The sequence below is a fragment of the Proteiniborus sp. MB09-C3 genome (assembly GCF_030263895.1).
In the GTDB taxonomy this organism is placed as follows: Bacteria; Bacillota; Clostridia; order Tissierellales; family Proteiniboraceae; genus Proteiniborus.
In genome coordinates this window covers 1-22,396 of the sequence record NZ_CP127161.1, presented here as the reverse complement: position 1 = coordinate 22,396, position 22,396 = coordinate 1, and the positions used below count along the sequence as shown (strand labels likewise).

Sequence of the window (22,396 nt, the reverse complement as noted above, 5' to 3'; positions counted from 1 at the left end):
AGTATCTCTAATTTTTTTCATATAGCTTATCCCTCTTGCATACAATTAAAATAGAATTGATTTCTCAACTTTACAAATTTAAAAAACAGGGGGATAACACTTATGAAAAACATTGCTATGTACATAATCTTCATTCTCTTTATGACCATACTGCTGCCATTATTTTTAGTAAAAAGCTGTGATGTAGATAAAGGAAAAGCTCCAATAAAAAACGATCAGCAGAAAATCATAGAGGGTAAAGAACTGGTGAAAATATATAATACAAAAACAGGTAATACAGATGAAATGGAGCTGGAAGAATACTTAAAGGGAGTAGTAGCTGCTGAAATGCCAGCAGCATTTCATATAGAGGCATTGAAGGCTCAGGCCATAGCAGCTAGAACTTATGCATTGACTAGAATAGAAAGATTTAAAGACGGACATCTTGACCATATAACAGCACCACTTTGTACAGGAGTTCATTGTCAGGCATATCTAACACTAGAGGAGCTAGAGCAGGCTCATGGTCAAAGCTGGACTACAGAATATTGGCCTAAAATAGTTCAGGCAGTAGATGAGACCAAAAGCATGGTAGTAACATTTGAAGGAGAACTGATAGATGCACTGTACCATTCATCTAGTGGAGGAATGACAGAGGATTCGGAAAATGTATTTGCAACATTAAAGCCTTATCTAAGATCAGTATCTAGTCCAAATGAAGAAAGTGCTCCTAAATTTCATTCAAGTATCACTATGACATTCAACGATTTTGTCAAAAAGATTAAAGAAATGGTGCCTAATATTGAAATTACGAAGAAAAATGTAACACAAGTAATAAAAGTAGCTGACAAAAGTGAAACAGGCAGAATAAAGAAATTGATGATAGGAGAAAAAATTATTGAAGGCAGAGATTTTAGAACAGCCTTTAGCTTAAATTCAACTAATTTTAAAATCAACCTTATAGGAGATAATATAGTAATAGAAACCTTAGGCAACGGTCACGGAGTAGGTATGAGTCAGTGGGGAGCCAATGCTATGGCAAAGAACGGCAGCTCGTATGAGCAAATATTAAAGCATTATTATCAAGGAGTAGAGATTAGGAAATACAATTGAGAATTAAGAATTATTGAAACAACTAAGAATATGCAGGGATTGATGTCATCGTCGTTTCGTAGAAAATTAGTCTTAAAAATTAAATGAGATTCTTCACATTCGTTCAGAATGACAATAAAAGCAGTAGCTGGTTTTCATATCAGCTTGTCATTCTGAGCGTAAGCGAAGGATCTCTTTTTTTATAAAAAATTTTTTTATATTATGTATGAATTTTCTATAATTGGTCACAATATCTAATGGAGGTGAGGCGTATGGACGAGTTTAATAAAGAACCAGATAATAATAAAGGCAATAATAAAATAAAAAATCCAATAATAAACAAAGTATCGCGGAGAACCAAATCTATTGTAGATAAAGATGGCTTCTATGTAATCTTATTTATTTGTATATGTATAGTGACAACTACAGCAGTTTGGGTCTCAAAAACTAATTTTGACAAAGCAAACAATCTACAAGATATGGATTACTTAAAATTTGCGGAAGGCTATTATGATGACATTGAAGACTTAGAAGAAGATGAGAGTAAAGATGTCACATTAATAGAGATAGATGGAGAAACAGAAAAAGAAACAACCAAAGATACAGAAGACAAAGGAGCCGTGACTCCAGAAGAACAAAAGACAAAGGTTACATCAACCTCAGGCAATTCTATTAAAGAAGAACCAACATCCACAGTAATGGCTCAGCCAACTCTGGGAAATTTATTAAGGGATTATGCAGATAGTACATTGGTATATTCAAAAACATTAGAGCAGTGGACTACACATAATGGAATAGACATAAAAGCAACTGAAGGAACAGTAGTGAAGGCAGTATTAGATGGAACAGTAAAAGAAATAGAAAAAGATACAGAGCTGGGAATAGTAGTTACTTTAGATCATGGAAATGGATTAGAAACCAAGTATGGCTGCCTATCTACAGATGAAATGGTGAAGGTAGGTCAAAAATTAAAAAAAGGTGATGCAATAAGTGGAATAGGCAAGGGAGTAGGAATTGAATTATCAGATGGTCCACATTTGCATTTTGAAGTATTAAAAGATGGGAAAAATGTAAATCCTAAAAATTATTTACCGAAAATTAAATAATCTTTGAAAAATAAGAATACAGCAGAATTTCAGTAGTTCTAATATTTTATAATTGTGCATAAGTATTACTTAAAAAGACTCATAAATTCAATAATACCGTCAAAGGGGGTTAACAGAATTTGAAAGATTATATAGAAGAACGAGCGTTAGAGATTGCAAAATATATCATAAACGAAAATGCTACAGTGCGACAAACTGCTATGGTTTTCGGTGTAAGTAAAAGCACCGTGCACAAGGACGTAACCGAGCGTCTTCCCAAGATAAACCCTCTTGTAGCAGGAGATGTAAAAAAAGTACTTGATATGAATAAGGCAGAAAGACACATTAGAGGTGGAAAAGCAACAAAGATGAAGTATAAAGCAATTAACAACTAATGATGATTAGATGCAACTTTATATATAGCGGGTATAACGAAAAATATTATTTCCGTACGTGGAAGTAATATTTTTTGTTTTATTAGAGAAAAAAAAGAGGAATTTTGGAAAATTTATAGAAATACTTTTCATTAAGGATAACTATGCGAAAATAACAATTAACAAATATCAATTGAGAATTGAGAATTATTAAAACACATGTGGAGGGTTACCACTGCTCGATTAGCTCCGAGTTCATTTGGAGTTTACATATCGTATTGCTAAAGTAGCTTCGAGTTTACTCGAAGATTACATATCTGATAATAAAAGGGGAAGAGGTGCGATTATGTTTTCACTTAGATCTGACATGGGAATAGACTTAGGAACAGCCAGTATACTAGTATACATAAAAGGAAAAGGAATAGTATTGCAAGAGCCTTCAGTAGTGGCCATAGACAAAAACACAAACAAGCTATTAGCCGTAGGAGAAGAAGCCCGAAGAATGCTTGGAAGAACACCAGGCAATATAGTAGCCATAAGACCACTTAGAGATGGAGTAATATCTGATTATGAAGTTACAGAGCGAATGCTTAAATATTTTATAGAGAAAGCAGCAGGAAGAATGCTTTTCAAGCCTAGAATCATCGTATGTGTACCAAGCGGAGTAACAGAAGTAGAAAAAAGAGCAGTATTAGAGGCAAGTAATCAGGCAGGAGCAAGGAAAACTTATTTAATAGAAGAGCCTATAGCAGCAGCCATAGGAGCAGGACTTGATATAACAGAGCCTACTGGACATATGGTAGTAGATATAGGTGGAGGAACTACAGATGTTGCCCTCATATCCCTTGGTGGAATAGTTGTTAGCAAATCAATAAAAGTAGCAGGAGATAAATTTGATGAAGCTATAGTTAGATACATAAGAAAGAAACACAATGTAATGATAGGAGAAAGAAGTGCAGAGGAGTTAAAGATAAATGTAGGAACTGCATATCCAAGAGATCAAGAAGTATCTATTGAAATAAGAGGTAGAAATCTAGTTACTGGACTTCCAAAAACTATAACCGTTTCCTCATATGAAATGCTAGAAGCATTAGAAGAGCCAGTAACAGCAATAGCAGATACAGTCCATTCCGTTTTAGAAAAAACACCACCAGAATTAGCAGCTGACGTAGGAAATATTGGACTAGTGATGACAGGTGGAGGATCACTGCTATGGGGAATGGACAAGCTAATTAGTAAACGTACAGGCATACCAGTGCATATAGCAGAAGACCCTATATCCTGTGTTGCAGCAGGGACAGGAAAAGCGCTAGAATGGGTTGATGTTCTTGAAAACAGTGTATTGTCTGATGATCAAAGAAAAAGAAGTTATGAATAAGGAGCTGAGCTAATGAATAATTCCATGTATATAGCCGCATCTGGGCTATTGGCAAATCAAAAAAATATTGAAGTAATATCAAATAATCTTTCAAATGTAAACACTACAGGCTTTAAAAAGGATATGGCTATATTGGAGTCCTTTCCAGAAGTACTTCTAAGCAAGATCAATGATAGAATAGATATGGACAACCATAGAGCTTTTAGGGGAGTAAATGTTGAAAGAGATGGAGATATATTTACATTAACAATAGACTCAGGATATTTTAAAGTAAGTACTCCGGCAGGAGTAGGAAATAGCAGAAGCTTGAGATTTATTGTAGATGACAATGGATATCTCAAAACATTTTATAAAAACACAGAGGATGAGCTTAAAGCAGACGGAGAGAATTATGTTTTAGGCAAAAACGGACCAATTAGAGTAGAAGACAGAAATATTGAAATAGATTATAGAGGCAATGTAATTTCAGGTGGACAGATAATAGATAATCTAATAACATTTCCACCATTTAATGTTATAGGTACTACAAGCGGCGGAGTTAGATTTGACAAGATAGCCACAGATTTTACACCTGGCGTCATAACAGAAACAGGAAACAAGCTGGACTTTGCACTACAAGGAGATGGATTCTTCAAAGTACAAACTCCAAATGGAATAGCCTACACGAGAGATGGTTCATTTACACTAAATGCTAATAGAGGACTTGTAACTAACGAAGGATATGCTGTATTAGGACAAAATGGTCCTATAGTACTATCTAGTAATGACTTCGAAATTGGTGAGAATGGTGATATAATAGTAGGAGGACAAGTCGAAAATAGTCTAGATATAGTGAGAATTGACAATAAGGAATATCTAAGAAAACAAGGAAATAATTTATATAGAACAGTTGATAATGTACAGGCAGAAGAAGCGTTCTTTGATGGACAACTACTATCAGGCTATCTAGAAACTTCAAATGTGAACACCATAAAAGAAATGGTGAGCATGATAACAGCCCAAAGAAGCTATGAATCCAACCAAAAAGTAATCAAGGCTCAGGATGAACTTTTGGAGAAGGTAGTAAATGAATTGGGAAGAGTATAAGAACAATTATGTGTGGCGTCCGTTGGGCGTCAGCTTGTAAGGAAAGGTGTGAAATAAATGTTAAGATCTTTACATACGGCAGCTACAGGAATGAAGTCTCAACAATTAAACATCGATACAATCTCAAATAATCTTGCTAACGTAAATACGAACGGATATAAAACCCAAAGGGCAGAATTCAAAGACCTTCTATATGTAGCAATCAAAAAGACAAACCTAAGAGATGATCAGGGAGCACCGGTGAATCTTGAAGTAGGACACGGAGTAATGCCTAGTGCCACAACGAGAGATTTTAGAAAAGGAAGCTTAATGGAAACACAGAATGACCTTGACTTTGCCATAGATGGAGAAGGTTTCTTTTCAGTACTATTGCCTAATGATCAGGTAAGATATACAAGAGATGGAAGCTTCAAGCTAAGTGTAGATGGTGATGAGGCTATGCTAGTGACATCAGATGGATATATGGTATTTAATGAAGATGATGATGCAATAATAATAGAAAATGGCATGAAGGATATAAATGTGGATCAATTAGGCTACATAACTGCAAAGGATGTAGATGGTGAAATTGTTGAGCTAGGAAGATTGAAGCTAGTTAACTTTTTGAATCCTGCAGGACTTTTAAGCGAAGGACAAAATCTATACAGTGAAACAGCAGCATCTGGTGAAGAATATTTACTAGAAGCAGATGAAATGGAAAGTAAAGTCATACAAAGATACCTTGAAGCTTCCAATGTTCAAGTAGTAGAAGAAATGGTAAAAATGATAACAGCTCAAAGAGCTTACGAGATAAACTCAAAGGCAATCCAAGTATCAGACGAAATGCTTCAAATGGCAAATAGCCTAAAAAGATAAATAGGGTGATTATATGTCCATAGTAGATACAAGTACTAATATGTTGATAAATACAAACCAATACAATGAAACCAAAATAAAACAGATTGCAGAAAGTGCTAATAATAAAAAAGATGATAAAGCACTATTGAAGGCATGTCAGGATTTTGAGTCCATATTTACTCATATACTTCTAAAATCCATGCGTTCAACAATACCAGAAAGTGAGCTAATAGAAAAAAGTACAGCCACAGAAATGTTCGAAGACATGTATGACCAAGAATTAGCCTCAACCATGAGCACAAGCAAAAACGGCTTAGGCATAGCACAGCTTCTGTATAATCAGATGAAAAGAAATCTTTGATATAGTTTAAGTGAAATGTTATTACAAGATGACGAACATAATAGACTCCTTCTACAAGAAAAAGTAATTGTAGAAGGAGTTTTTGTGCTAATTGAAGTAAAATATAAATTTTTTGTTTTATTAGGATTTTTGATAAAGAATTGAGAAAAAATTCATAAGTAATATTTGTAAATAACACTATTGTTTGTAAGATGAAATTGATGATATAATTAAAGTGATTCAAAATAAAATTAGTGAAAACTATACATAATATATTAGAATGAGAAAAGACAGGTGTTATATTATGAAAATAAAAAGACTAAAAGAAATTCTTGCTGGTGGAGAAAGCATAACTGTTGAGTTTAAGCAAAGCAAAGATAAATTAAGTAGAGATGTTTTTGAATCAGTCTGTGCTTTTCTAAATCGAAATGGTGGACATCTTTTTCTTGGTATTGAAGATAAAGGCGATATCGTAGGGATTAATCCCAGATCAGTTAAAAAAGTCAAAAAGGATTTTGTGACTTCTATGAATAACCCTCAGAAAATCAGTCCAACATTTTATTTATCTATTCAAGAAGTAAATATAGATGAGAAAACCATATTATATATATTTGTTCCAGAGAGTTCTCAAGTTCATAGGTGCAATGGAAAAATTTATGATAGAAATGAAGATGGTGATATTGATATTACCGATAATACAAATTTAGTTTCTGGATTATATATGAGAAAACAGGGAACGTACACAGAAAATCGAATCTTTCCTTTTGCAGAGTTCTCAGATTTGAAAAGTGATGTATTTGTAAAAATAAGAAAACTAGCTAGCAATCAAAAAGCTAATCATCCTTGGGAGTTGATGGATGATTTTGAGCTTTTAAAAAGTGCTGGCTTGTATCTCAAGGATTTACAGAGTGGGAAAGAAGGAATTACATTAGCAGGGATTCTTATTTTTGGAAATGACCAATTGATTCATGCTGCATTGCCTCATTATAGAACGGATGCTATTCTTCGCAGAGAGGACATAGATCGTTATGACGATAGAGACGATATTAGAACTAATTTGATAGACAGCTATGAGAGATTAATGCAGTTTGTTGCTAAACATCTTAATGATAAGTTTTATCTGGAAAAGGATCAAAGGATAAGCCTTAGAGATAAAATTTTTAGAGAAGTTATATCTAATGTATTAATTCATAGAGAGTTTGCAAACCCATTTCCAGCAAAGCTTGTTATCGAAAAAGACAGAGTATTTATAGAAAATAGTAATAAACCTCATGGTAGAGGAATTATAGACCCTGAAAACTTTTCACCGTTTCCCAAGAACCCTACTATAGCGAAATTTTTCAAAGAAATTGGCTGGGTTGATGAACTGGGATCTGGAGTTAGAAATATTTATAAATATAATAAGATATACTCAGGTTCAGAACCTACTTTTATTGAAGGAGATATTTTCAAAACCATTATTCCTTTAATAACTAAAGCTACCGACCAAGCTACCGACCAAGCTACCGACCAAGCTACCGACCAAGCTGACGAAGATATAAGAATACTATTAGAGTTCTGTAAAATACCACGAAGTAGGGAAGAAATGCAGAATTTTATGAAGCTCAATAATAGAGGATATTTTAGAATAAAGGTACTCAACCCATTAGTAAAAGGTGGTTTACTAAAGCTTACAATTCCTGACAAACCCACAAGTCCAAAGCAGAAATATTATTCTTAAGAATTGTACAATATTAAGTATCAAAGCAGAGAAAAAGTGGTGAAAAATCCATATGTCATAAGAACATAACTTAGTACAATAACAGTACTAAAACAAAACACTCTCGATTAATCGAGAGTGTTTTGTTTTTCTAAGCTAAAGGCTGATAAACACAAAACTACCTATTAACCTTTGGATTATCAGTTCTACCCATAAGATAGTCAACTGATACTTCAAAATAGTCTGCTAGAGCATCTAACTTTTCCATAGTGGTAGTTCTTCTTCCACGTTCAATATCACTAATTGCAGTGTAAGTAAGACCAACTATTTCACCCAGTTCAGACTGCTTGATATTTCTTTCTATACGTAATGTTTTAATACGTTCAGCAAAAATTTCTTTAGAAAACATACAAAAACCCCTTGACATTTCGCTAATGGCGATATATCATAAAATTAAAGTACGCGATTAGCGAAAAATATTTTAAAAAGGTGGTGAGAACAAAAGGATTGCACACTAAGGATGAGCAATCAAAATACTGTTTCAAATATTGAAACATCAAAAAAATAGCATCAAAAAATTCAGCAAATTATCATAAAGCTTGCGGCAACAAACTTTATGATAATATTTTACCAAATCTTCTACATTTACACAACAGGATTATATATAGTAAGAACTATTTTTTGCAAAAAAATTTAAAATATTATGAGAAGTCAAGAAGATGGTAATTAATTGGACTGTGAGAACAAGAGGTTTATAAGCTATGAAAAGTGATTACTAAGAAAAAATAAATTACAGAGGAGGTCATACAGTGGAAGAAAACAAGAAAGATAAGGTTGGCATAGGTGGATATATATCATTATTGATTGCAGTATTATTTTTCTCAGGTATATTTGGCAAAATGGAAAGTCCATTAAGAGTACTAGATCTTCAGACTTTAATTGGAGAATTTGGAACCATAGCTGAAGGGGCTAGACCTGGGATAATGGGAGCAGGAGGCTATGGTGTAAGAGGAGGATTTTTTCAATCCTTAACCATTGCTCCAGGTGTATTTATGGCAGTAACATTTGTTACAATTATTGAACACTACAAAGGACTTGCAGCAGCTCAAAAATTGTTAACTCCAATATCAAAGCCTATTTTAGGTGTTCCGGGATCGGCCACATTAGCTATTGTATCAAATTGGCAAAGCTCTGATACTGGTGCCGCTGTTGCAAGAGATTTACTAGATAAAGGTGTTATATCAGAAAAAGAAAGAGACATATTGCTTAGTTATGAATTCGTTGGGGCTGCAATAATAGGGATGCTGTATAGTAACGGTGCTTTGTTATTCCCATATTTAACTGTAGCACCTGGAGTAATTCTGTTACTTATAATGGTTCTAAAATTTTTAGCAGGCAATATGATGAGACTATATGTAAATATGCTTGAAGGCAAGACTAAGAAAGCTCCCGCAGAAGCATAAATAACAATATGCCATGATGAGTACAAGAAAGCAATATGGCCTATATAAAATCAATAGACAAGGAGTGTTATGAAATGAGTAATGTAAGTGAGAAAAAGGTTGGGTTTATAGACATATTTTTGATTGGTGCTAGGAAAGGCATCAATCTGTGGTTTAATGCTTTGTTGCCTGGCGTTGTTTTAGGGTATTCTGCAATTGAAGTATTAAAGGTTACAGGCATTCTTGATATAGTAGGAAAATTATTTACACCTATCATGGCAGTATTTGGACTTCCAGGGGAAGCAATGATGGCTCTGTTAACTTCTTTTATGGCTCTATCTGGAGGTTGTGCGGCTGCTGCTTCTCTCGCAGCTAATGGTATTCTTGATGCAAAACAGGCAACTATTATACTACCGATGATTTTATGCATAGGAAGCCAGGTTCAGTTTATTGGTAGAGTTTTGGCTGTTGCAGATGTACCCAGCAACAAATATTTAATTAACTGTGCAATTGGAATTATATGTGCAGTTATTGCAGGACTTTTTATGAGGATTATAGCTTGATGAGCCAAAGCACATAAAATATGTATTATAAAAGGAGTGTATTGTTGTATGAATAGCTTAATAATGGATAATGTTGATAAGCTCATAAAACAATGGTTTTGTGATAACGAAAAAAAAGTTACTGATATAAGTGATAGAATTTGGAGTATTGCCGAGACTAAATTTCAAGAAGTTGAGTCTAGTGAGACTTTAATTAATGAATTTGAGAAGGAAGGATTTAAAATTGCTAAGGGAGTAGCAGAAATCGAGACTGCATTTACTGCGGAATGGGCTAATGGACAGGGACCAGTTATAGCTATGATAGGAGAATATGATGCTCTCCCAAACATGGGACATAAAATATCTACTACAAAAGAACCTACGAGTGGTTCAGGCCATGGATGCGGACATAATCTGCTAGGTGTAGGAAGCATGGCTGCAGCTATTGCTTCTAAAAAAGTTATGGAAAAACTAGATATTAAAGGCAGGATAAAGTACTTTGGATGTCCAGCTGAAGAAGGAGGAGCAGCAAAAGTATTTATGGTACGTGATAATGTATTTGATGGAATAGATGCTATTGTCAGATGGCATCCTGTAAATGTATCCTATGTAAGTCTATCTCCTGCGTTATCTATGTATTCAGTTAAGTATGTATTTCATGGAAAGACATCTCATGCAGGCACCAACCCTCACTTAGGAAGAAGCGCTTTAGATGCGGCTGTGTTGATGGATGTAGGTGTCAATTATTTAAGAGAACATGTTACTCCAGATGTTAGAATGCATTCAATTATAACAAAGGGCGGAGTAGCTCCTAATATTGTCCCAGAATTAGCTGAGATTTGGTACTATATCCGTGCTCCAAAAAGAGCTGAAGTGGAGTCAATATATAGTCGAATGAATAAAATTGCAGAAGGAATGGCAATGGCTACTGAGACTACAGTAGATATAAGACTTATCAGTGCTTCATCTGATACTTTGCCTAATAAGGTACTTTCTGAAAGAGCCTTGATAAATCTTAATAAAGTAGGTCCTCCTAAGTTTACAGAGGAAGATAAGGTTTTTGCAGAAAAGCTAAGCAAAGGAATAACTGTTGCAGACAAAGTCAAATCGTTGATTCCTTACGGTATATCTGACAGCAAGGTTGCTGAGAAAACTCTTCATGATGAGATTTCATCAAATATGACAGAGGGTATAATTTCTCCTTATTCAACAGATTCAGGTGATGTAAGCTGGCAAGCTCCTATGTGCCAATTCTTTATAGCAGCTCAGCCTATTGGTACTGCTAATCATTCATGGCAGCAGGTAGTATCTTCTGGAATGAGCATAGGACATAAAGGCATGTTATGTGCAGGACAAGCTATAGCAATGATGGCATTAGATATATTGACCGATTCAGACCTTCTGGAGAGAGCGAAAAAAGAGTACAATGAACAGTTAAATTTATATCCATATACATGTCCGCTTCCTAAAAATATTAAACCAGGTCAAGAATAAGAGTATTTTATAGACAATATAGATTATTTCTTAAACTCACAGTAAACCATATAAACGACTAATCATATAAAAGCTTTATGATATCAAATATTCATATATAAAGACTGCAATATAATTATGGCATATAAAGAGGTGATGTGATGACTCTGCATGATCAAGTGATGCAAGTTGCCAATAGTGCTGCTGCATGGATATTTTGCTTACTCATAGTAGTGCTTGTATTTTTTCAGACTTTTGTATTTTCTAAAATTAGTTTAAATTATAGAAAAGAGTTTGGTATTTCTTCAAGTGAAATAAAAAAGCCATCCAAATCAGGAATTATAACTACAGTTGGTCCTGCACTTTCAATATTTATAGTTGGATTAGGATTAGTAGCGCAGATAGGTGGCCCTCTAACTCTGGCACGGTTAAGCGTAATAGGCAATGCGACATTTGAAGCTTCAGCTGCTGAGCTTGGCGCAGCTGCACTTGGCACTAGCATAAACTCACCAGACTATAGTCTTATTGCTTATACATGCTCTGTTTGGGTAATGAGTTTAGGAGGTAGCTGTATGCTCATTATGCCCCTTATATTTACTAAATCATTATCGAATATAAGTAAAAAAGTAATTAATAAAAGGAATCTAGCAAAAATTATTGGAATTAGTGCTTCCTTAGCATCCTTTGGCTATTTTTCTTTAGATTATGCAAAAAAAGGTAACAAGAACTTAGTTGCTGTGGCAGTTGCATTCTTAACAGTGTTAGTTGTTACAAAGCTTGGAGAGAAGTTTAAAATTCTATGGGTTAAGGAATGGTCACTTGCATTTTCTATTATTATTTCAGTAATTGTTGTTGCTATGATTCCTTAGAGGGGGAGAACAGGTTATGGAAAGCTCTGCAAAGGATTATTATAAGAAAGTACATTTTTGGGGTCAATTGACATTAGGTTTAGGTATAGTTTTTAGCTTTGTATATGCTGTATATTTGAGCTTTTTTAAAGGATATCATCCAGGATGGGATCGGATTTTTACTGGATTTCTAGGAGTGGCTGCAATGGTTGGACATACCTGGGTAAATTTAGCTGATTTAATGACTTACATTTTGCTTATGGGACCAGCAGCAACATATATGTCTTCACTTACTGGCAATATCAAAAACATGAGATTACCTAGCGTATTAGCTGCTAAAGCTGCTGTAAGCGCAGAACAAGGAACACCAAAGGAAGATATTATATCAACTATAGGAGCTATATCATCAACTCTGGTTAATACTTTATTTTTAGCTATATTAGTCATAGGGGGAGTAAGTGCACTTAAAGTTCTGCCCAGCAGTTTTATAGAACTGCTTAGCTATATTGTTCCAGCTTTATTTGGCGCCATATTTGCTCAATTTGCTCTTATAAACTATAAATCTGGAATAATAGCTATTACAGTTTCTTTCCTCATAATAAACCTAAATTTCCTTCCAGGATATTTGAAGACTTTTCTAACTATTATTCTGACTATACTGATAAATATATTGATACACAACAAAGGCCAAAAACAAAATATCAAAGCTGAAAGGAAGAACTAATTTTTTAGGAAGCAGCGGTAAAAGTATTCTCCCCTTAAGATATTAGGCTTTTATTTATCTTAAGGGGAGTCATTTTTATTTAAAAATCCTTTGATGTAGCAACCATCAAAATCTTTGCTTCCTTTGAGTCGTGGGTGTTACACCATTTGTGAGGAATAGAGCAAGGATATGTCAGGGTGTCTCCTGCTCTAAGCGTATAACTATTAACTCCTACTAGAGTATACATTACTTCGCCTTCAAGTACATATACTATTTCTTCGCCACTATGGCTTACTTCATTACCCGAATCAGCTAAAGGAGGGATAGTAATTAAACCGCCTAAAATTTCATTCTTTTCCTTAGTGAGCAGTTCCTCTGTTAATTTACCATGTTTGCTTTTGTTGCGAATTATTTTTTTCCGTTCCTCTTTTCGTACAAGTGAAATTTTACTATCTATATCATCAAGAAAAAAAGAAATAATCGAAAAACCTAAAACATCAGCTAGCTGTTTAGCAGTAAGTATATTAGGTATAGATTTATTATTTTCTATTTGACTTATGGCACTTGCAGATAACCCTGTCTTAGTAGCTAGCTCACGAAGTGACATTTTTCTTTCTAAACGCTTATTTTTTATTATGCTTCCTATGTCCAATTTTGCTCTCCTTTCTAAAAGCTCCTTTGATTATTACCATATACAAGAATAATAACATATAAAATAAAATTTGAAAAATTTAGAGGAAATTTTCGAAAAATAGCGAATGTTAAAAATAGTGAACATTTTTTATTGTAGCGTACAACAGAATTAAGTTCAAGGAGGTGTTTTATTTAAGATAAAGCTCTGGAAGATTTTTAATCAAACTAAGGCTAAGGAGGAGATGGAATGAGACAGATATTGTTAAAAAATGGTTTTGTAGTTTCTATGAACAAAAAAGAGCAGGTATATACCCAAGGAAGTATTTTAATTGAGAATGATAGGATAAAGGCAGTAGGGGATGTAGAACAGTCTTTGATAGCTTCTGATGCAGAGATTGTTGATGTTAAAGGAAAGATTATAATGCCGGGTCTAATCAATACACATGTGCACACATCTCAGCAATTGGGTAGAGGCCTTGGGGATGATGTGAACCTTTTGACTTGGTTACATGAACGCATTTTCCCATATGAAAGCAATTTAACTGAGGAAGACTCATATATATCTACATTACTTTGCTGTCTTGAGCAAATTAGAGCAGGGGTTACATCATTTGCAGAGCCAGGAGGACAATTTGTAAGCAGTATGGCAAAGGCTGTTGGTGAGATTGGAATTCGTGCCAAGCTTGCAAAATCAGTCATGGATTGTGGAGAAGGCTTACCTGCACGTTGGCAGAAAACAACACGAGAAGAGCTTGAAAAACAGGAGGAGGATTTACGTAAGTTTCACAATACCGCTGATGGCCGTGTTCAAGTCTGGTTTGGATTGCGTACTATTTTTAATAACTCTGATGATTTGATTATTCAAACTAAGGAGCTTGCAGATAAATATGGTGTAGGTGTACATATGCATGTGGCAGAAGTAAAGGAGGAAGTTGAATTTGCACTAGAAACGAGAGGGGCTACTATTGTAAAACATCTAGATAACTTAGGTGTTCTTGACAAAAACTTTCTTGCAGTTCATACAGTTTGGCTTACTGATGAGGAAGTGGATATCTTTAGAGATAAGCAGGTCAAGGTTTCACACAATCCAGCTGCTGCAATGAGAGTACTTGGATTTGCTAAGATACCAAGAATGCTTAAAGAGGGCATCTGTGTAACTCTTGGAACTGATGGAGCTCCATCTAGCAATCGTATGGATCTAATTGATGAAATGTGGCTTACTTCTCTTATTCATAAGGGCTGGAGGTTAGATCCTACTATTATGAAGGCTGAGGAAATTATTAGGATGGTTACCGTAAATGGCGCCAAGGCTATTCTTGAAGAAAATAGTATTGGCTCTATTGAGGTTGGTAAAAAGGCCGATATGATAATCATAAATCCTGATTCTCCGGGGATGCTTCCTCTTCACGATAATATTGCAAATCTAGTTACTTCTATGCATTCATCTAATGTTGAAAGTACCATATGCGATGGAAAGTGGATTATGAGAGAGCGCAAAATATTGACAGTGGATGAAAGTGCAATTTTAAATGAAGCTAAGAAAAGAGCAGCGGCGATTTATAAGCGTGCTGGAATACAGCTGCCTCATAGGTTTCCATATATATAAGGATAGTATTATAGATTAAAATACAAATTAATTAAAATGGAGGGTTAAGAATGGACAAACAATTAGTGACTGTTTCTATGGGAATGAAAAAAGCTGATTTAGCTGTTGTAAACGGGAAAATTGTTAATGTTTATTCGAAAGAAGTGTATGATGGTGGAGTTGCGGTTTCTAACGGAAAAATAGCTGCAGTAGGAGATATTAAATATTGTATTGGCGAAGATACTAAGATTATTGATGCAAAAGGTAAGTACCTTCTTCCAGGCTTTATTGATGGACATATCCATCCTGAAAGCACAAATTTGAGCATTAGGAGTTTTGCTGAAATAGTTCTGACACATGGTACTACAGCAGTAATGGCTGATATGCATGAGGTTGGTGTTGTTGGAGGACTGGAAGCCATAGAAGCAGTTCTAGATGAAGCACAAGCAACTGATCTTAAAATTTATTTTGTAGTGCCTTCTCATGTACCATTTGCTCCTGGACTAGAAACAAGTGGAGGCTTCTTTAATAGTGAAATCATAAAAAAGGCACTTAGTCGTAGGGATGCAGTGGGACTATCTGAAATTGTTGCACCGTATCTCCTGCAGGGAAATGCAGAACTAATTAAAGCAATGGAAATAGCCTCGTCTATGGGAAAATCACTTCAAGGACATCTTCCGGAGATGAAGGGACCAGCTATGAATGCCTGTATGTCAGCGGGCGTCAGTACTGATCATGAATCTCTTAGCACAGAGGATGCAATTGAAAGACTACGTGCAGGTTGTCATTTGATGATGCGTGAGGGCTCAGCAGCGAGAAATATGACAGAATGTTTAAAGGCTATTACAGAGCATAAGCTAGATTCAACTATGTGCAGTATTGTAACGGATGATTTACATACTGTTGATGCAGTAGAAAGAGGACATTTGGATGATGCTGTACGTACTGCTTTGAAAAATGGCATTGATTTTGTTACTGCTGTACAGATGGTAACTGTAAATGCAGCAAGAGCATTTAATTTAGATAGAGAGATAGGAGCTTTGGCTCCTGGAAGACGTGCAGATATTATTATTTCAGAGGGTCCAGAAGACTTCAAGGTATTGTCTGTAATATCAGGCGGAAATTTAGTAGTTGAAGACAGCAAGCTAATCAAGTGCTATGATAAGGTAGAGCATAAAGCTTGTCTTCTCAACACTATTAAATTGTCTAAAAAAATTACAGCTGAGGACCTTATGATCAAGGTGGACAAAGAGGCTAAGGAAGCAAAAGTAAAAGTAATGCGTACTTTAGATTGGATACCTATTACATTTGGGCAGGAAGCTATACTACCTGTTAAAGATGGAGTTGTTGAATGCGATTTAGAACAGGATATTTTATACATAGCACAGGTAGAACGTCATGGGAAAAATGGAAATATTGGCAAGGCCTTTATGGGGGGGTTTAATTTAAAATCTGGTGCGATTGCATCATCAGTAGGTCATGATAATCACAATATAATAGTTTTAGGAACCAATTTTGAAGACATGGCTCTTGCTGTAAATCGTATAGCAGATATCCAAGGAGGTCAGGTCCTAGTTAACAATGGTGAGGTTATTTGCGAAGTGGAGTATCCTATTTTAGGTCTGCTATCAGATTTAGATGCATGGGAACTAGCTTCACAGAAAAAAATATTGAATTCTAAAATCCACGAACTAGGCTGTACTATAAGCATTCCGTTTATGTTTCTTTCCTTTATATGTCTAGCTGCTATACCTGAATATGCAGTAACTGATTACGGTTTTATTGATGTAATGCAGCAAAAAATTATTAACCCAGTTTTTGAGTTAATCAAATAATAGATTAGGATATTTATGGAGCAAGCATAATATTATGATTTGCTCCATAATCAAAGAATTGGGGGATATACGCATGTATGAAGTAGAAAAACGGATGGAAGGGCTGAGAGAACAGCTAAATAGGCTTACTGATGATATGGATGGCTGCAATGCAGAAGAATTGCTTGGTATTAGCCAAGAAATGGACAAGGTTATATATGAATATATAAAAGTGAAGAAAGAATAGAGGATAGCAGTACTTTCATAATTTATTCCTTAACCTAAATAAATATGGCGATAATATCAAAAAAATGTTATTATAAATGAAAGAAGGCTTAAGCCTTCTTTTATTATTGTACTTTTCTATAGATGGACTTTGAGCACTAATGTTTATTATTAAAATCGGAGGTTATTAATGACAGTACTTACCCAGACAATGATTTTATTTATTTTAATATTAATAGGCTTCATAATTAAAAAGAAAAATGTAATATCAGACCAGATGATAAAAGATTTATCTGGACTAATATTAAACGTAACACTTCCATTTATGATGATAACAGCTATGAACTACAGCTTTTCATTAGAAATGCTTAATAACTCTGTGCTAACCTTCATATATGGAGCTATTTCATACGGTATAGTCATAATAATTGCAATTATATTCAATAAAGTATTTAAACCTGATGAGCCTCAAAAAGGTGTGTATAGCTTTTTAATAGTATTCCCTAACACTGGTTTTATGGGATTTCCCATATTAAAAGCCATGTTCGGAGACATAGGAATATTTTATGGAGCAATATACAATCTTCTATTCAATCTGTTGACATGGACACTAGAGTAAAATATATGACTGCTCATAATGCAATTGAAGATAAAACCAATTCAGGATTGAAAAACTTCATAAATCCTGGAATTATCTCAGTATTTATAGGACTGCTAGTTTTCATATCTCCAGTAAAGCTGCCGAATATAATCTACAGTCCATTAAAGCTATTAGGAGATACAACTACACCCCTTGCAATGCTTGTAGCAGGAGCAATGCTAGCAGATATAAAAATATCAGAAGTACTGAGCAATAAAAAGCTTTATATACTAGCAGTTATAAGACTCCTCATAGCCCCTATATCAATGATACTAATATTTTCCGTATTCAAAGTGCCAGATATAGTGAAAGGGGTACTAGTAACATTAACAGGTATGCCATCAGCAGTAAACACAGCTATATTCGCAACCAAATACAATTCTGATTCAAAATTAGCATCCCAAGGAGTATTTATTACAACACTGCTAAATATGCTAACAGCACCATTGATAATTTATTTACTAACATTATAATGAACGAATATGTCATCCTGAGCGCCAGCGAAGGATCTCTATTTTAAAAATCCAAGGAGGAAACTAAATGCTAAACAACATAGAAATACAAAACATAATCCCCCACAGATACCCTTTCCTTCTAGTAGACAAGATAATAGAACTAGAAGAAGGGAAAAAAGCAATCGGAATAAAAAATGTAACTATAAATGAGCCTTTCTTTCAAGGACATTTTCCAAATAATCCATTAATGCCAGGAGTACTAATAGTAGAAGCTATGGCACAAGTAGGAGCAGTGGCAGTCATGACTCTAGAGGAAAACAAAGACAAACTAGCAGTATTTGCAGGCATAGATGATGTAAGATTTAAAAACAAGTAAGACCCGGAGACACACTAAAGATGGAAGTAGAGCTTATATCCATGAGAAGAGGAATAGGCAAAGCAGAAGCAGTAGCATATGTAGATGGAGAAGTGGCTTGTAAAGGAACTTTGATGTTTGGGATAATAGATAAATAGTACTTTATTGTCATCCTGAACGCAAGTGAAGGATCTAAGACCGTTAAAAAGTATATGCTCACATATATTTTAAGATGGTTTTTATATTATAAATATGAAAAAATAAAAAAAAAAAAAAAATGGGATAGTGTAGAAAAAAAAAAAAAATGATATTCTTATAATCATTCGACAAATTCATAAAAAAAAAAGAAAACTAATAGTATAATTATAATTGTTCATTCAACAAATGATTGAAAAGGAAAGTGATTTGTTTGGACTTTATAAAAAATATTAAATTTTTTACACCAACAGCAGAGTTAAAAGAACTTACAATACTTCAGCATATAGAAAATAGTGAAGATACAACTCAAAAAGAACTAGCAGAACTAGTAAATGCAGCACCTTCTATGGATCAATGTATATATCAATGATTATGAAGAAAAAGGATATATAATAAGAGAATACATATCAACGAAAACAGTGAAATATAAAATAACATCAGCAGGAGTGAGAAGGAAAAAATTATCTATTGATAACTTACCTGCATGAGCTACTAAAACTATATAGATTAGCGAAAGAGAACATAGAAGGGTTTTTAGAAAAATTAGAAGATAAAGGCTATAGAAACATATTACTATACGGAGCAGGAGAAGTAGCAGAGACTATTCTTAGTGTAATAAGAGACAGGGGTGCATCTAGGCTAAATATAGCAGGAATAATAGACGATGATGAGGCTAAGAAAAACAAGAAACTGTTAGGATATAAGATAATATCAAGAGACGATATAGAAAAATATAACCATGATGCTATAGTGATTACCAGCTATACCTATGAGGATGATATAAGAAGAAGGCTTGGGGAAGTTGGGTATGATGGTGGTAGGGTGGTTAGGTTTTTTTGGTAGAGGAAGCTAATAACTGTTTAACTATCAAACTACTTGACGAAAGGAAGCAATAGGTTATGACAACACAAAAAACAACTAATAGTAGAATATATCTATCATCCCCACACATGAGCGATGAAGGATATGAGCAAGAGTACATAAAGGAAGCATTTGATACAAATTGGATAGCACCTCTTGGCAAGAATGTGAACGAATTTGAAAAGGAACTAGGCAGCAGTTGTTGGTAGTGTGGACATGCTGCAGCACTAAGTTCCGGAACAGCGGCTATACATATGGCTCTTAAAGCCGCAGGAGTTGGTGAAGGGAGACGTTGTGTTTTTGTCAAAGTCTTACTTTCAGCTAAGCAGCTAATCCGATTATTTATCAGAATGCAATACCGGTGTGTTTATAGATAGTGATTAGCAAAACTTGGAATATGAGTCCGATAGCATTAGAGAAAGCTGAAAAGTACCCTAATGCTAAAGCTGTTTTAGTTGTTCATTTTATATGGACTTGCTGTAGATATGGATAAGATTGTTGAGATTTGTAAGAAACATAATGCAATTCTGATTGGAAGATAAGCTGCTGAGAGTTTGGGAACTACATATAAAGGTGCAAATATACAGGAAACTTTTTGGAGATTATGGGATATTTTCTACTTTAATGGAAACAAGATCATCACCACTTCTGGTGCAAGGGAATGTTAGTTTCTGATAATGAAGAAAGGATTGCTAAGGTTCGTTTCTGGTCTACACAGTCCAGAGATCAGGCAAGGCATTATCAACATAGTGAAATAAGTTATAATTATAGAATGAGTAAACATAGTTGCTGGTATTGGAAGAGGACAGCTTAGGGTATTGGATCAAAAGAGTAACTAAGAAGAAATACATATTTGATTTTTATAAAAGAGAATTGGAACAACTTGATGGAATTCGGTTTATGCCAATTAATAAATGGAATGAATCAAATTGTTGGTTAAGTTGTGTAATGTTAAGTGGACAAGTTAAACCACTAGATGTAATGGAAACTTTGGAGAAAGAAAATATTGAGTCAAGACCTATTTGGAAACCTATGCATATGCAGCCTGTATTTGAAGGATATGATTTCATTGGCGAAGGAGTTTCTCTGATAAGATATTTGAAAGTGGTGTTTGTTTGCCAAGTGATACAAAGATGATGGATGAGGATTTAAGCAGAATATGTAATGTGATTAAGGAGTTGTGGAAGTAGAATGGAAACTGGAAGCTAAATCTAATATAAAACCGTCACCACAGAATAGTGGTTTATATAGAAGATGTTTTTAAAAGACCAATGGATTTCATATTATCTTTGATAGCAATTACAGTACTTAGCCCTGTTTTGTTGGTCGTGGCCGTAATGGTTAGAATAAAAACTTGGTAGTCCAGTAATTTTCAAACAAGAAAGACCGATTAAAACGAGAAGATATTTACTCTATATAAGTTTAGAACTATGACAGATGAGAGAAATGAGTTTGGTAAGTTGCTACCAGATAGCGTAAGGCTTACTAAGTTTGCAAGTTCTAAGATCAACATCATTAGATGAACTTCCAGAGCTACTTAATATACTTAAAGGTGCGATATGAGTATTATAGGGCCAAGACCTTTACTAGTACAATATCTATCTTTTATACATAATGAACACCAAAAGCGTCATGTCACGCTTGAAGTAAGACCTGGTCTAACTGGTTGGGAAGCAATAAGTCCATGGTCGGACGTTATTAGTTAAAGATAAATTTAATTTAGATGTTGAGTACGTAGACAATATAACTCTAAGTCTGTGATATGATGATAATTTTCAAGACAATAATAAAAAGTATTTATTAAAGAAGAAGGAATCGAGTTTACGCAAAATAAAAAGTATTTATGAGAGCTTGGTAAGAGACAGTGCAAGAGATGAAAGGAATGGAAGAGATATATGAATATATTGATAACAAAGTGTATTAGGCAAAGAGGTTACTTGATAGATCACTTTAGAGAAAGCGCCAATGGTGAATTTGCATATATGCTGCAGATAGGTAACAAGATATGCCCCGGCATTACAAAATGCAGATAAAGCCTTTGTGATACCTATGGCTAAAGATTCTCAATATTATTCAAAACTTTTAGAAATATGTAAAAATAACGACATAAAGGGAATCCTATCAATTAATGATATAGAATTGCCTATTTTAGCCAAATATAAAGACCAACTTGCTGAAAATAATATTATGGCAATTATATCTGACCCTAAGATAATGGACATATGTTTTGGATAAATATAGTGGACCTATGAATTTTGTACAAAAAATGAAATCCCGGTTCCTAGGACATATTTTATATACTGAGAAAAGAAAAGCTTAAACAGGACATAGAATTAAGTTTGATTAAATTTCCTATAATAGCAAAGCCAAGAAAAGGCAGTAGAAGTGTTGGTATACATCTATTATACAACATGAAGCAATTAATATATGACGTTGAAGAAATGGAGTCAATGGATATCCCTGAAGATGAAAAACTTATGTTTCAAGAGTACATAAATAGTGAACAATACTCTCTATTCATGTTTTTAATGATGTACGTTTAAAACCAGTAAGCGTTGTGGGAATGGTTAACTTATTCAAACATTTTTGGGGAAACATTTCATATAAAAACTTATAGAGATAATTCTTTAATTCAGCTTGGAATATCAATAGGTGAAAAGCTCAAACATCTAGGACCTTTTAAGTGCAGATGTACACCAGAGAGATAACGGTGAGTATGTAGTTTGGGAATTTAATCCTCGGATTAGTGGGT

At 34.4% G+C, this 22,396-nt stretch carries 27 protein-coding genes and 3 pseudogenes; 28 read left to right on the top strand and 2 right to left on the bottom strand.

Annotated features, from left to right (window positions below):
- The first annotated feature begins 102 nt into the window (after positions 1-102).
- From spoIID to QO263_RS00100, 8 genes are all read left to right on the top strand, one after another.
- The gene (gene spoIID / locus QO263_RS00135) at positions 103-1,092 is read left to right on the top strand and encodes a stage II sporulation protein D (protein WP_285624964.1); all 990 of its coding nucleotides are present in this window, start codon (positions 103-105) and stop codon (positions 1,090-1,092) included.
- A 251-nt stretch (positions 1,093-1,343) separates the two neighbouring features.
- A complete protein-coding gene (locus tag QO263_RS00130; RefSeq protein WP_285624963.1) occupies positions 1,344-2,177 on the top strand; it encodes a M23 family metallopeptidase in 834 nt (277 codons plus the stop codon).
- Positions 2,178-2,296: 119 nt separating this feature from the next.
- On the top strand, positions 2,297-2,551 hold the full coding sequence (spoIIID, locus tag QO263_RS00125) for a sporulation transcriptional regulator SpoIIID (RefSeq protein ID WP_285624962.1): 255 nt from the start codon (positions 2,297-2,299) through the stop codon (positions 2,549-2,551).
- A gap of 325 nt (positions 2,552-2,876) precedes the next feature.
- Positions 2,877-3,908, top strand: coding sequence for a rod shape-determining protein (locus tag QO263_RS00120; protein WP_285624961.1), 1,032 nt, complete (start codon positions 2,877-2,879; stop codon positions 3,906-3,908).
- Positions 3,909-3,920: 12 nt separating this feature from the next.
- Positions 3,921-4,994: a flagellar hook-basal body protein gene (locus QO263_RS00115; RefSeq protein ID WP_285624960.1), complete on the top strand. Its 1,074-nt coding sequence runs from the start codon at positions 3,921-3,923 to the stop codon at positions 4,992-4,994.
- Between the two features lie 57 nt (positions 4,995-5,051).
- Entirely contained in the window at positions 5,052-5,849 is a 798-nt protein-coding gene (gene flgG / locus QO263_RS00110) for a flagellar basal-body rod protein FlgG (RefSeq protein ID WP_285624957.1), read from the top strand.
- Positions 5,850-5,862: 13 nt separating this feature from the next.
- Positions 5,863-6,192 carry a rod-binding protein gene (locus QO263_RS00105; RefSeq protein WP_285624955.1) on the top strand — a complete coding sequence of 110 codons (330 nt, stop codon included), beginning with the start codon at positions 5,863-5,865 and terminating at the stop codon, positions 6,190-6,192.
- Positions 6,193-6,475: 283 nt separating this feature from the next.
- Positions 6,476-7,891: an RNA/DNA-binding domain-containing protein gene (locus QO263_RS00100; RefSeq protein ID WP_285624953.1), complete on the top strand. Its 1,416-nt coding sequence runs from the start codon at positions 6,476-6,478 to the stop codon at positions 7,889-7,891.
- Positions 7,892-8,048: 157 nt separating this feature from the next.
- Here QO263_RS00100 and QO263_RS00095 read toward each other — a convergent pair whose 3' ends face one another.
- Positions 8,049-8,279, bottom strand: a complete 231-nt coding sequence (locus tag QO263_RS00095) for a helix-turn-helix domain-containing protein (protein ID WP_285624951.1) — start codon at positions 8,277-8,279, stop codon at positions 8,049-8,051.
- 400 nt (positions 8,280-8,679) lie between these two features.
- Here QO263_RS00095 and QO263_RS00090 point away from each other — a divergent pair, with 400 nt between their 5' ends.
- The 5 genes from QO263_RS00090 (at position 8,680) to QO263_RS00070 (ending at position 12,899) form a co-directional block, all read left to right on the top strand.
- Positions 8,680-9,333: a hypothetical protein gene (locus tag QO263_RS00090; RefSeq protein ID WP_285624949.1), complete on the top strand. Its 654-nt coding sequence runs from the start codon at positions 8,680-8,682 to the stop codon at positions 9,331-9,333.
- Positions 9,334-9,407: 74 nt separating this feature from the next.
- A complete protein-coding gene (locus QO263_RS00085) occupies positions 9,408-9,875 on the top strand; it encodes a nucleoside recognition domain-containing protein (protein WP_285624947.1) in 468 nt (155 codons plus the stop codon).
- A 48-nt stretch (positions 9,876-9,923) separates the two neighbouring features.
- Entirely contained in the window at positions 9,924-11,348 is a 1,425-nt protein-coding gene (locus QO263_RS00080) for an amidohydrolase (protein ID WP_285624944.1), read from the top strand.
- Between the two features lie 140 nt (positions 11,349-11,488).
- Positions 11,489-12,196, top strand: coding sequence for a DUF5058 family protein (locus QO263_RS00075; RefSeq protein WP_285624941.1), 708 nt, complete (start codon positions 11,489-11,491; stop codon positions 12,194-12,196).
- A gap of 16 nt (positions 12,197-12,212) precedes the next feature.
- On the top strand, positions 12,213-12,899 hold the full coding sequence (locus QO263_RS00070) for a hypothetical protein (RefSeq protein WP_285624907.1): 687 nt from the start codon (positions 12,213-12,215) through the stop codon (positions 12,897-12,899).
- 79 nt (positions 12,900-12,978) lie between these two features.
- Here QO263_RS00070 and QO263_RS00065 read toward each other — a convergent pair whose 3' ends face one another.
- The gene (locus QO263_RS00065) at positions 12,979-13,530 is read right to left on the bottom strand and encodes a helix-turn-helix domain-containing protein (protein WP_285624905.1); all 552 of its coding nucleotides are present in this window, start codon (positions 13,528-13,530) and stop codon (positions 12,979-12,981) included.
- Positions 13,531-13,758: 228 nt separating this feature from the next.
- Between QO263_RS00065 and QO263_RS00060 the strand changes: the two genes are divergently transcribed.
- The 15 genes and pseudogenes from QO263_RS00060 to QO263_RS00005 all read left to right on the top strand — a co-directional run bounded on the left by QO263_RS00060 (position 13,759) and on the right by QO263_RS00005 (position 22,187).
- A complete protein-coding gene (locus tag QO263_RS00060) occupies positions 13,759-15,117 on the top strand; it encodes an amidohydrolase (protein WP_285624903.1) in 1,359 nt (452 codons plus the stop codon).
- Positions 15,118-15,167: 50 nt separating this feature from the next.
- The gene (locus tag QO263_RS00055; RefSeq protein WP_285624938.1) at positions 15,168-16,931 is read left to right on the top strand and encodes an adenine deaminase; all 1,764 of its coding nucleotides are present in this window, start codon (positions 15,168-15,170) and stop codon (positions 16,929-16,931) included.
- Between the two features lie 73 nt (positions 16,932-17,004).
- A complete protein-coding gene (locus tag QO263_RS00050; RefSeq protein WP_285624898.1) occupies positions 17,005-17,157 on the top strand; it encodes a Spo0E family sporulation regulatory protein-aspartic acid phosphatase in 153 nt (50 codons plus the stop codon).
- A 168-nt stretch (positions 17,158-17,325) separates the two neighbouring features.
- Positions 17,326-17,754 carry an AEC family transporter gene (locus QO263_RS00045; protein ID WP_285624935.1) on the top strand — a complete coding sequence of 143 codons (429 nt, stop codon included), beginning with the start codon at positions 17,326-17,328 and terminating at the stop codon, positions 17,752-17,754.
- 5 nt (positions 17,755-17,759) lie between these two features.
- Entirely contained in the window at positions 17,760-18,248 is a 489-nt protein-coding gene (locus tag QO263_RS00040; RefSeq protein ID WP_285624933.1) for an AEC family transporter, read from the top strand.
- A gap of 67 nt (positions 18,249-18,315) precedes the next feature.
- A pseudogene (fabZ, locus tag QO263_RS00035) lies at positions 18,316-18,743 on the top strand (3-hydroxyacyl-ACP dehydratase FabZ).
- A gap of 251 nt (positions 18,744-18,994) precedes the next feature.
- Positions 18,995-19,153 carry a hypothetical protein gene (locus tag QO263_RS00030; protein WP_285624931.1) on the top strand — a complete coding sequence of 53 codons (159 nt, stop codon included), beginning with the start codon at positions 18,995-18,997 and terminating at the stop codon, positions 19,151-19,153.
- A gap of 98 nt (positions 19,154-19,251) precedes the next feature.
- Positions 19,252-19,626 carry a nucleoside-diphosphate sugar epimerase/dehydratase gene (locus QO263_RS00025; protein ID WP_285624928.1) on the top strand — a complete coding sequence of 125 codons (375 nt, stop codon included), beginning with the start codon at positions 19,252-19,254 and terminating at the stop codon, positions 19,624-19,626.
- 56 nt (positions 19,627-19,682) lie between these two features.
- Positions 19,683-19,853: a hypothetical protein gene (locus QO263_RS19100; protein WP_502928679.1), complete on the top strand. Its 171-nt coding sequence runs from the start codon at positions 19,683-19,685 to the stop codon at positions 19,851-19,853.
- 15 nt (positions 19,854-19,868) lie between these two features.
- Positions 19,869-20,021 (top strand): annotated as a pseudogene (locus QO263_RS19095) (DegT/DnrJ/EryC1/StrS family aminotransferase); the annotation flags it as partial.
- 409 nt (positions 20,022-20,430) lie between these two features.
- The gene (locus QO263_RS19090) at positions 20,431-20,781 is read left to right on the top strand and encodes a DegT/DnrJ/EryC1/StrS family aminotransferase (protein ID WP_502928678.1); all 351 of its coding nucleotides are present in this window, start codon (positions 20,431-20,433) and stop codon (positions 20,779-20,781) included.
- Positions 20,782-21,135: 354 nt separating this feature from the next.
- Complete coding sequence (locus QO263_RS18910; RefSeq protein WP_352169770.1) at positions 21,136-21,207, top strand: sugar transferase; 72 nt, start codon at positions 21,136-21,138, stop codon at positions 21,205-21,207.
- The gene (locus QO263_RS18905) at positions 21,204-21,350 is read left to right on the top strand and encodes a sugar transferase (RefSeq protein WP_352169097.1); all 147 of its coding nucleotides are present in this window, start codon (positions 21,204-21,206) and stop codon (positions 21,348-21,350) included. The genes QO263_RS18910 and QO263_RS18905 overlap by 4 nt, the downstream gene beginning before the upstream one ends.
- Positions 21,351-21,654: 304 nt before the next feature.
- A pseudogene (locus tag QO263_RS00010) lies at positions 21,655-21,879 on the top strand (ATP-grasp domain-containing protein); the annotation flags it as partial.
- A 104-nt stretch (positions 21,880-21,983) separates the two neighbouring features.
- Complete coding sequence (locus tag QO263_RS00005; protein ID WP_285624924.1) at positions 21,984-22,187, top strand: hypothetical protein; 204 nt, start codon at positions 21,984-21,986, stop codon at positions 22,185-22,187.
- Positions 22,188-22,396: the final 209 nt, after the last annotated feature.

Excerpts from the sequence above, each read along its gene's own strand:
- QO263_RS00105 (WP_285624955.1), top strand. The coding sequence starts at position 5,863 with ATGTCCATAGTAGATACAAGTACTAATATGTTGATAAATACAAACCAA.
- QO263_RS19100 (WP_502928679.1), top strand. The coding sequence starts at position 19,683 with ATGACAACACAAAAAACAACTAATAGTAGAATATATCTATCATCCCCA.
- QO263_RS18905 (WP_352169097.1), top strand. The coding sequence starts at position 21,204 with ATGAGTATTATAGGGCCAAGACCTTTACTAGTACAATATCTATCTTTT.
- QO263_RS00050 (WP_285624898.1), top strand. The coding sequence starts at position 17,005 with ATGTATGAAGTAGAAAAACGGATGGAAGGGCTGAGAGAACAGCTAAAT.
- flgG (WP_285624957.1), top strand. The coding sequence starts at position 5,052 with ATGTTAAGATCTTTACATACGGCAGCTACAGGAATGAAGTCTCAACAA.
- QO263_RS00120 (WP_285624961.1), top strand. The coding sequence starts at position 2,877 with ATGTTTTCACTTAGATCTGACATGGGAATAGACTTAGGAACAGCCAGT.
- QO263_RS00095 (WP_285624951.1), bottom strand. The coding sequence starts at position 8,279 with ATGTTTTCTAAAGAAATTTTTGCTGAACGTATTAAAACATTACGTATA.
- QO263_RS00040 (WP_285624933.1), top strand. The coding sequence starts at position 17,760 with ATGACTGCTCATAATGCAATTGAAGATAAAACCAATTCAGGATTGAAA.
- QO263_RS00055 (WP_285624938.1), top strand. The coding sequence starts at position 15,168 with ATGGACAAACAATTAGTGACTGTTTCTATGGGAATGAAAAAAGCTGAT.
- QO263_RS00115 (WP_285624960.1), top strand. The coding sequence starts at position 3,921 with ATGAATAATTCCATGTATATAGCCGCATCTGGGCTATTGGCAAATCAA.
- QO263_RS00130 (WP_285624963.1), top strand. The coding sequence starts at position 1,344 with ATGGACGAGTTTAATAAAGAACCAGATAATAATAAAGGCAATAATAAA.
- QO263_RS00045 (WP_285624935.1), top strand. The coding sequence starts at position 17,326 with ATGACAGTACTTACCCAGACAATGATTTTATTTATTTTAATATTAATA.
- QO263_RS00080 (WP_285624944.1), top strand. The coding sequence starts at position 9,924 with ATGAATAGCTTAATAATGGATAATGTTGATAAGCTCATAAAACAATGG.
- QO263_RS00075 (WP_285624941.1), top strand. The coding sequence starts at position 11,489 with ATGACTCTGCATGATCAAGTGATGCAAGTTGCCAATAGTGCTGCTGCA.
- QO263_RS00100 (WP_285624953.1), top strand. The coding sequence starts at position 6,476 with ATGAAAATAAAAAGACTAAAAGAAATTCTTGCTGGTGGAGAAAGCATA.
- QO263_RS00085 (WP_285624947.1), top strand. The coding sequence starts at position 9,408 with ATGAGTAATGTAAGTGAGAAAAAGGTTGGGTTTATAGACATATTTTTG.
- spoIID (WP_285624964.1), top strand. The coding sequence starts at position 103 with ATGAAAAACATTGCTATGTACATAATCTTCATTCTCTTTATGACCATA.
- QO263_RS00060 (WP_285624903.1), top strand. The coding sequence starts at position 13,759 with ATGAGACAGATATTGTTAAAAAATGGTTTTGTAGTTTCTATGAACAAA.
- QO263_RS00070 (WP_285624907.1), top strand. The coding sequence starts at position 12,213 with ATGGAAAGCTCTGCAAAGGATTATTATAAGAAAGTACATTTTTGGGGT.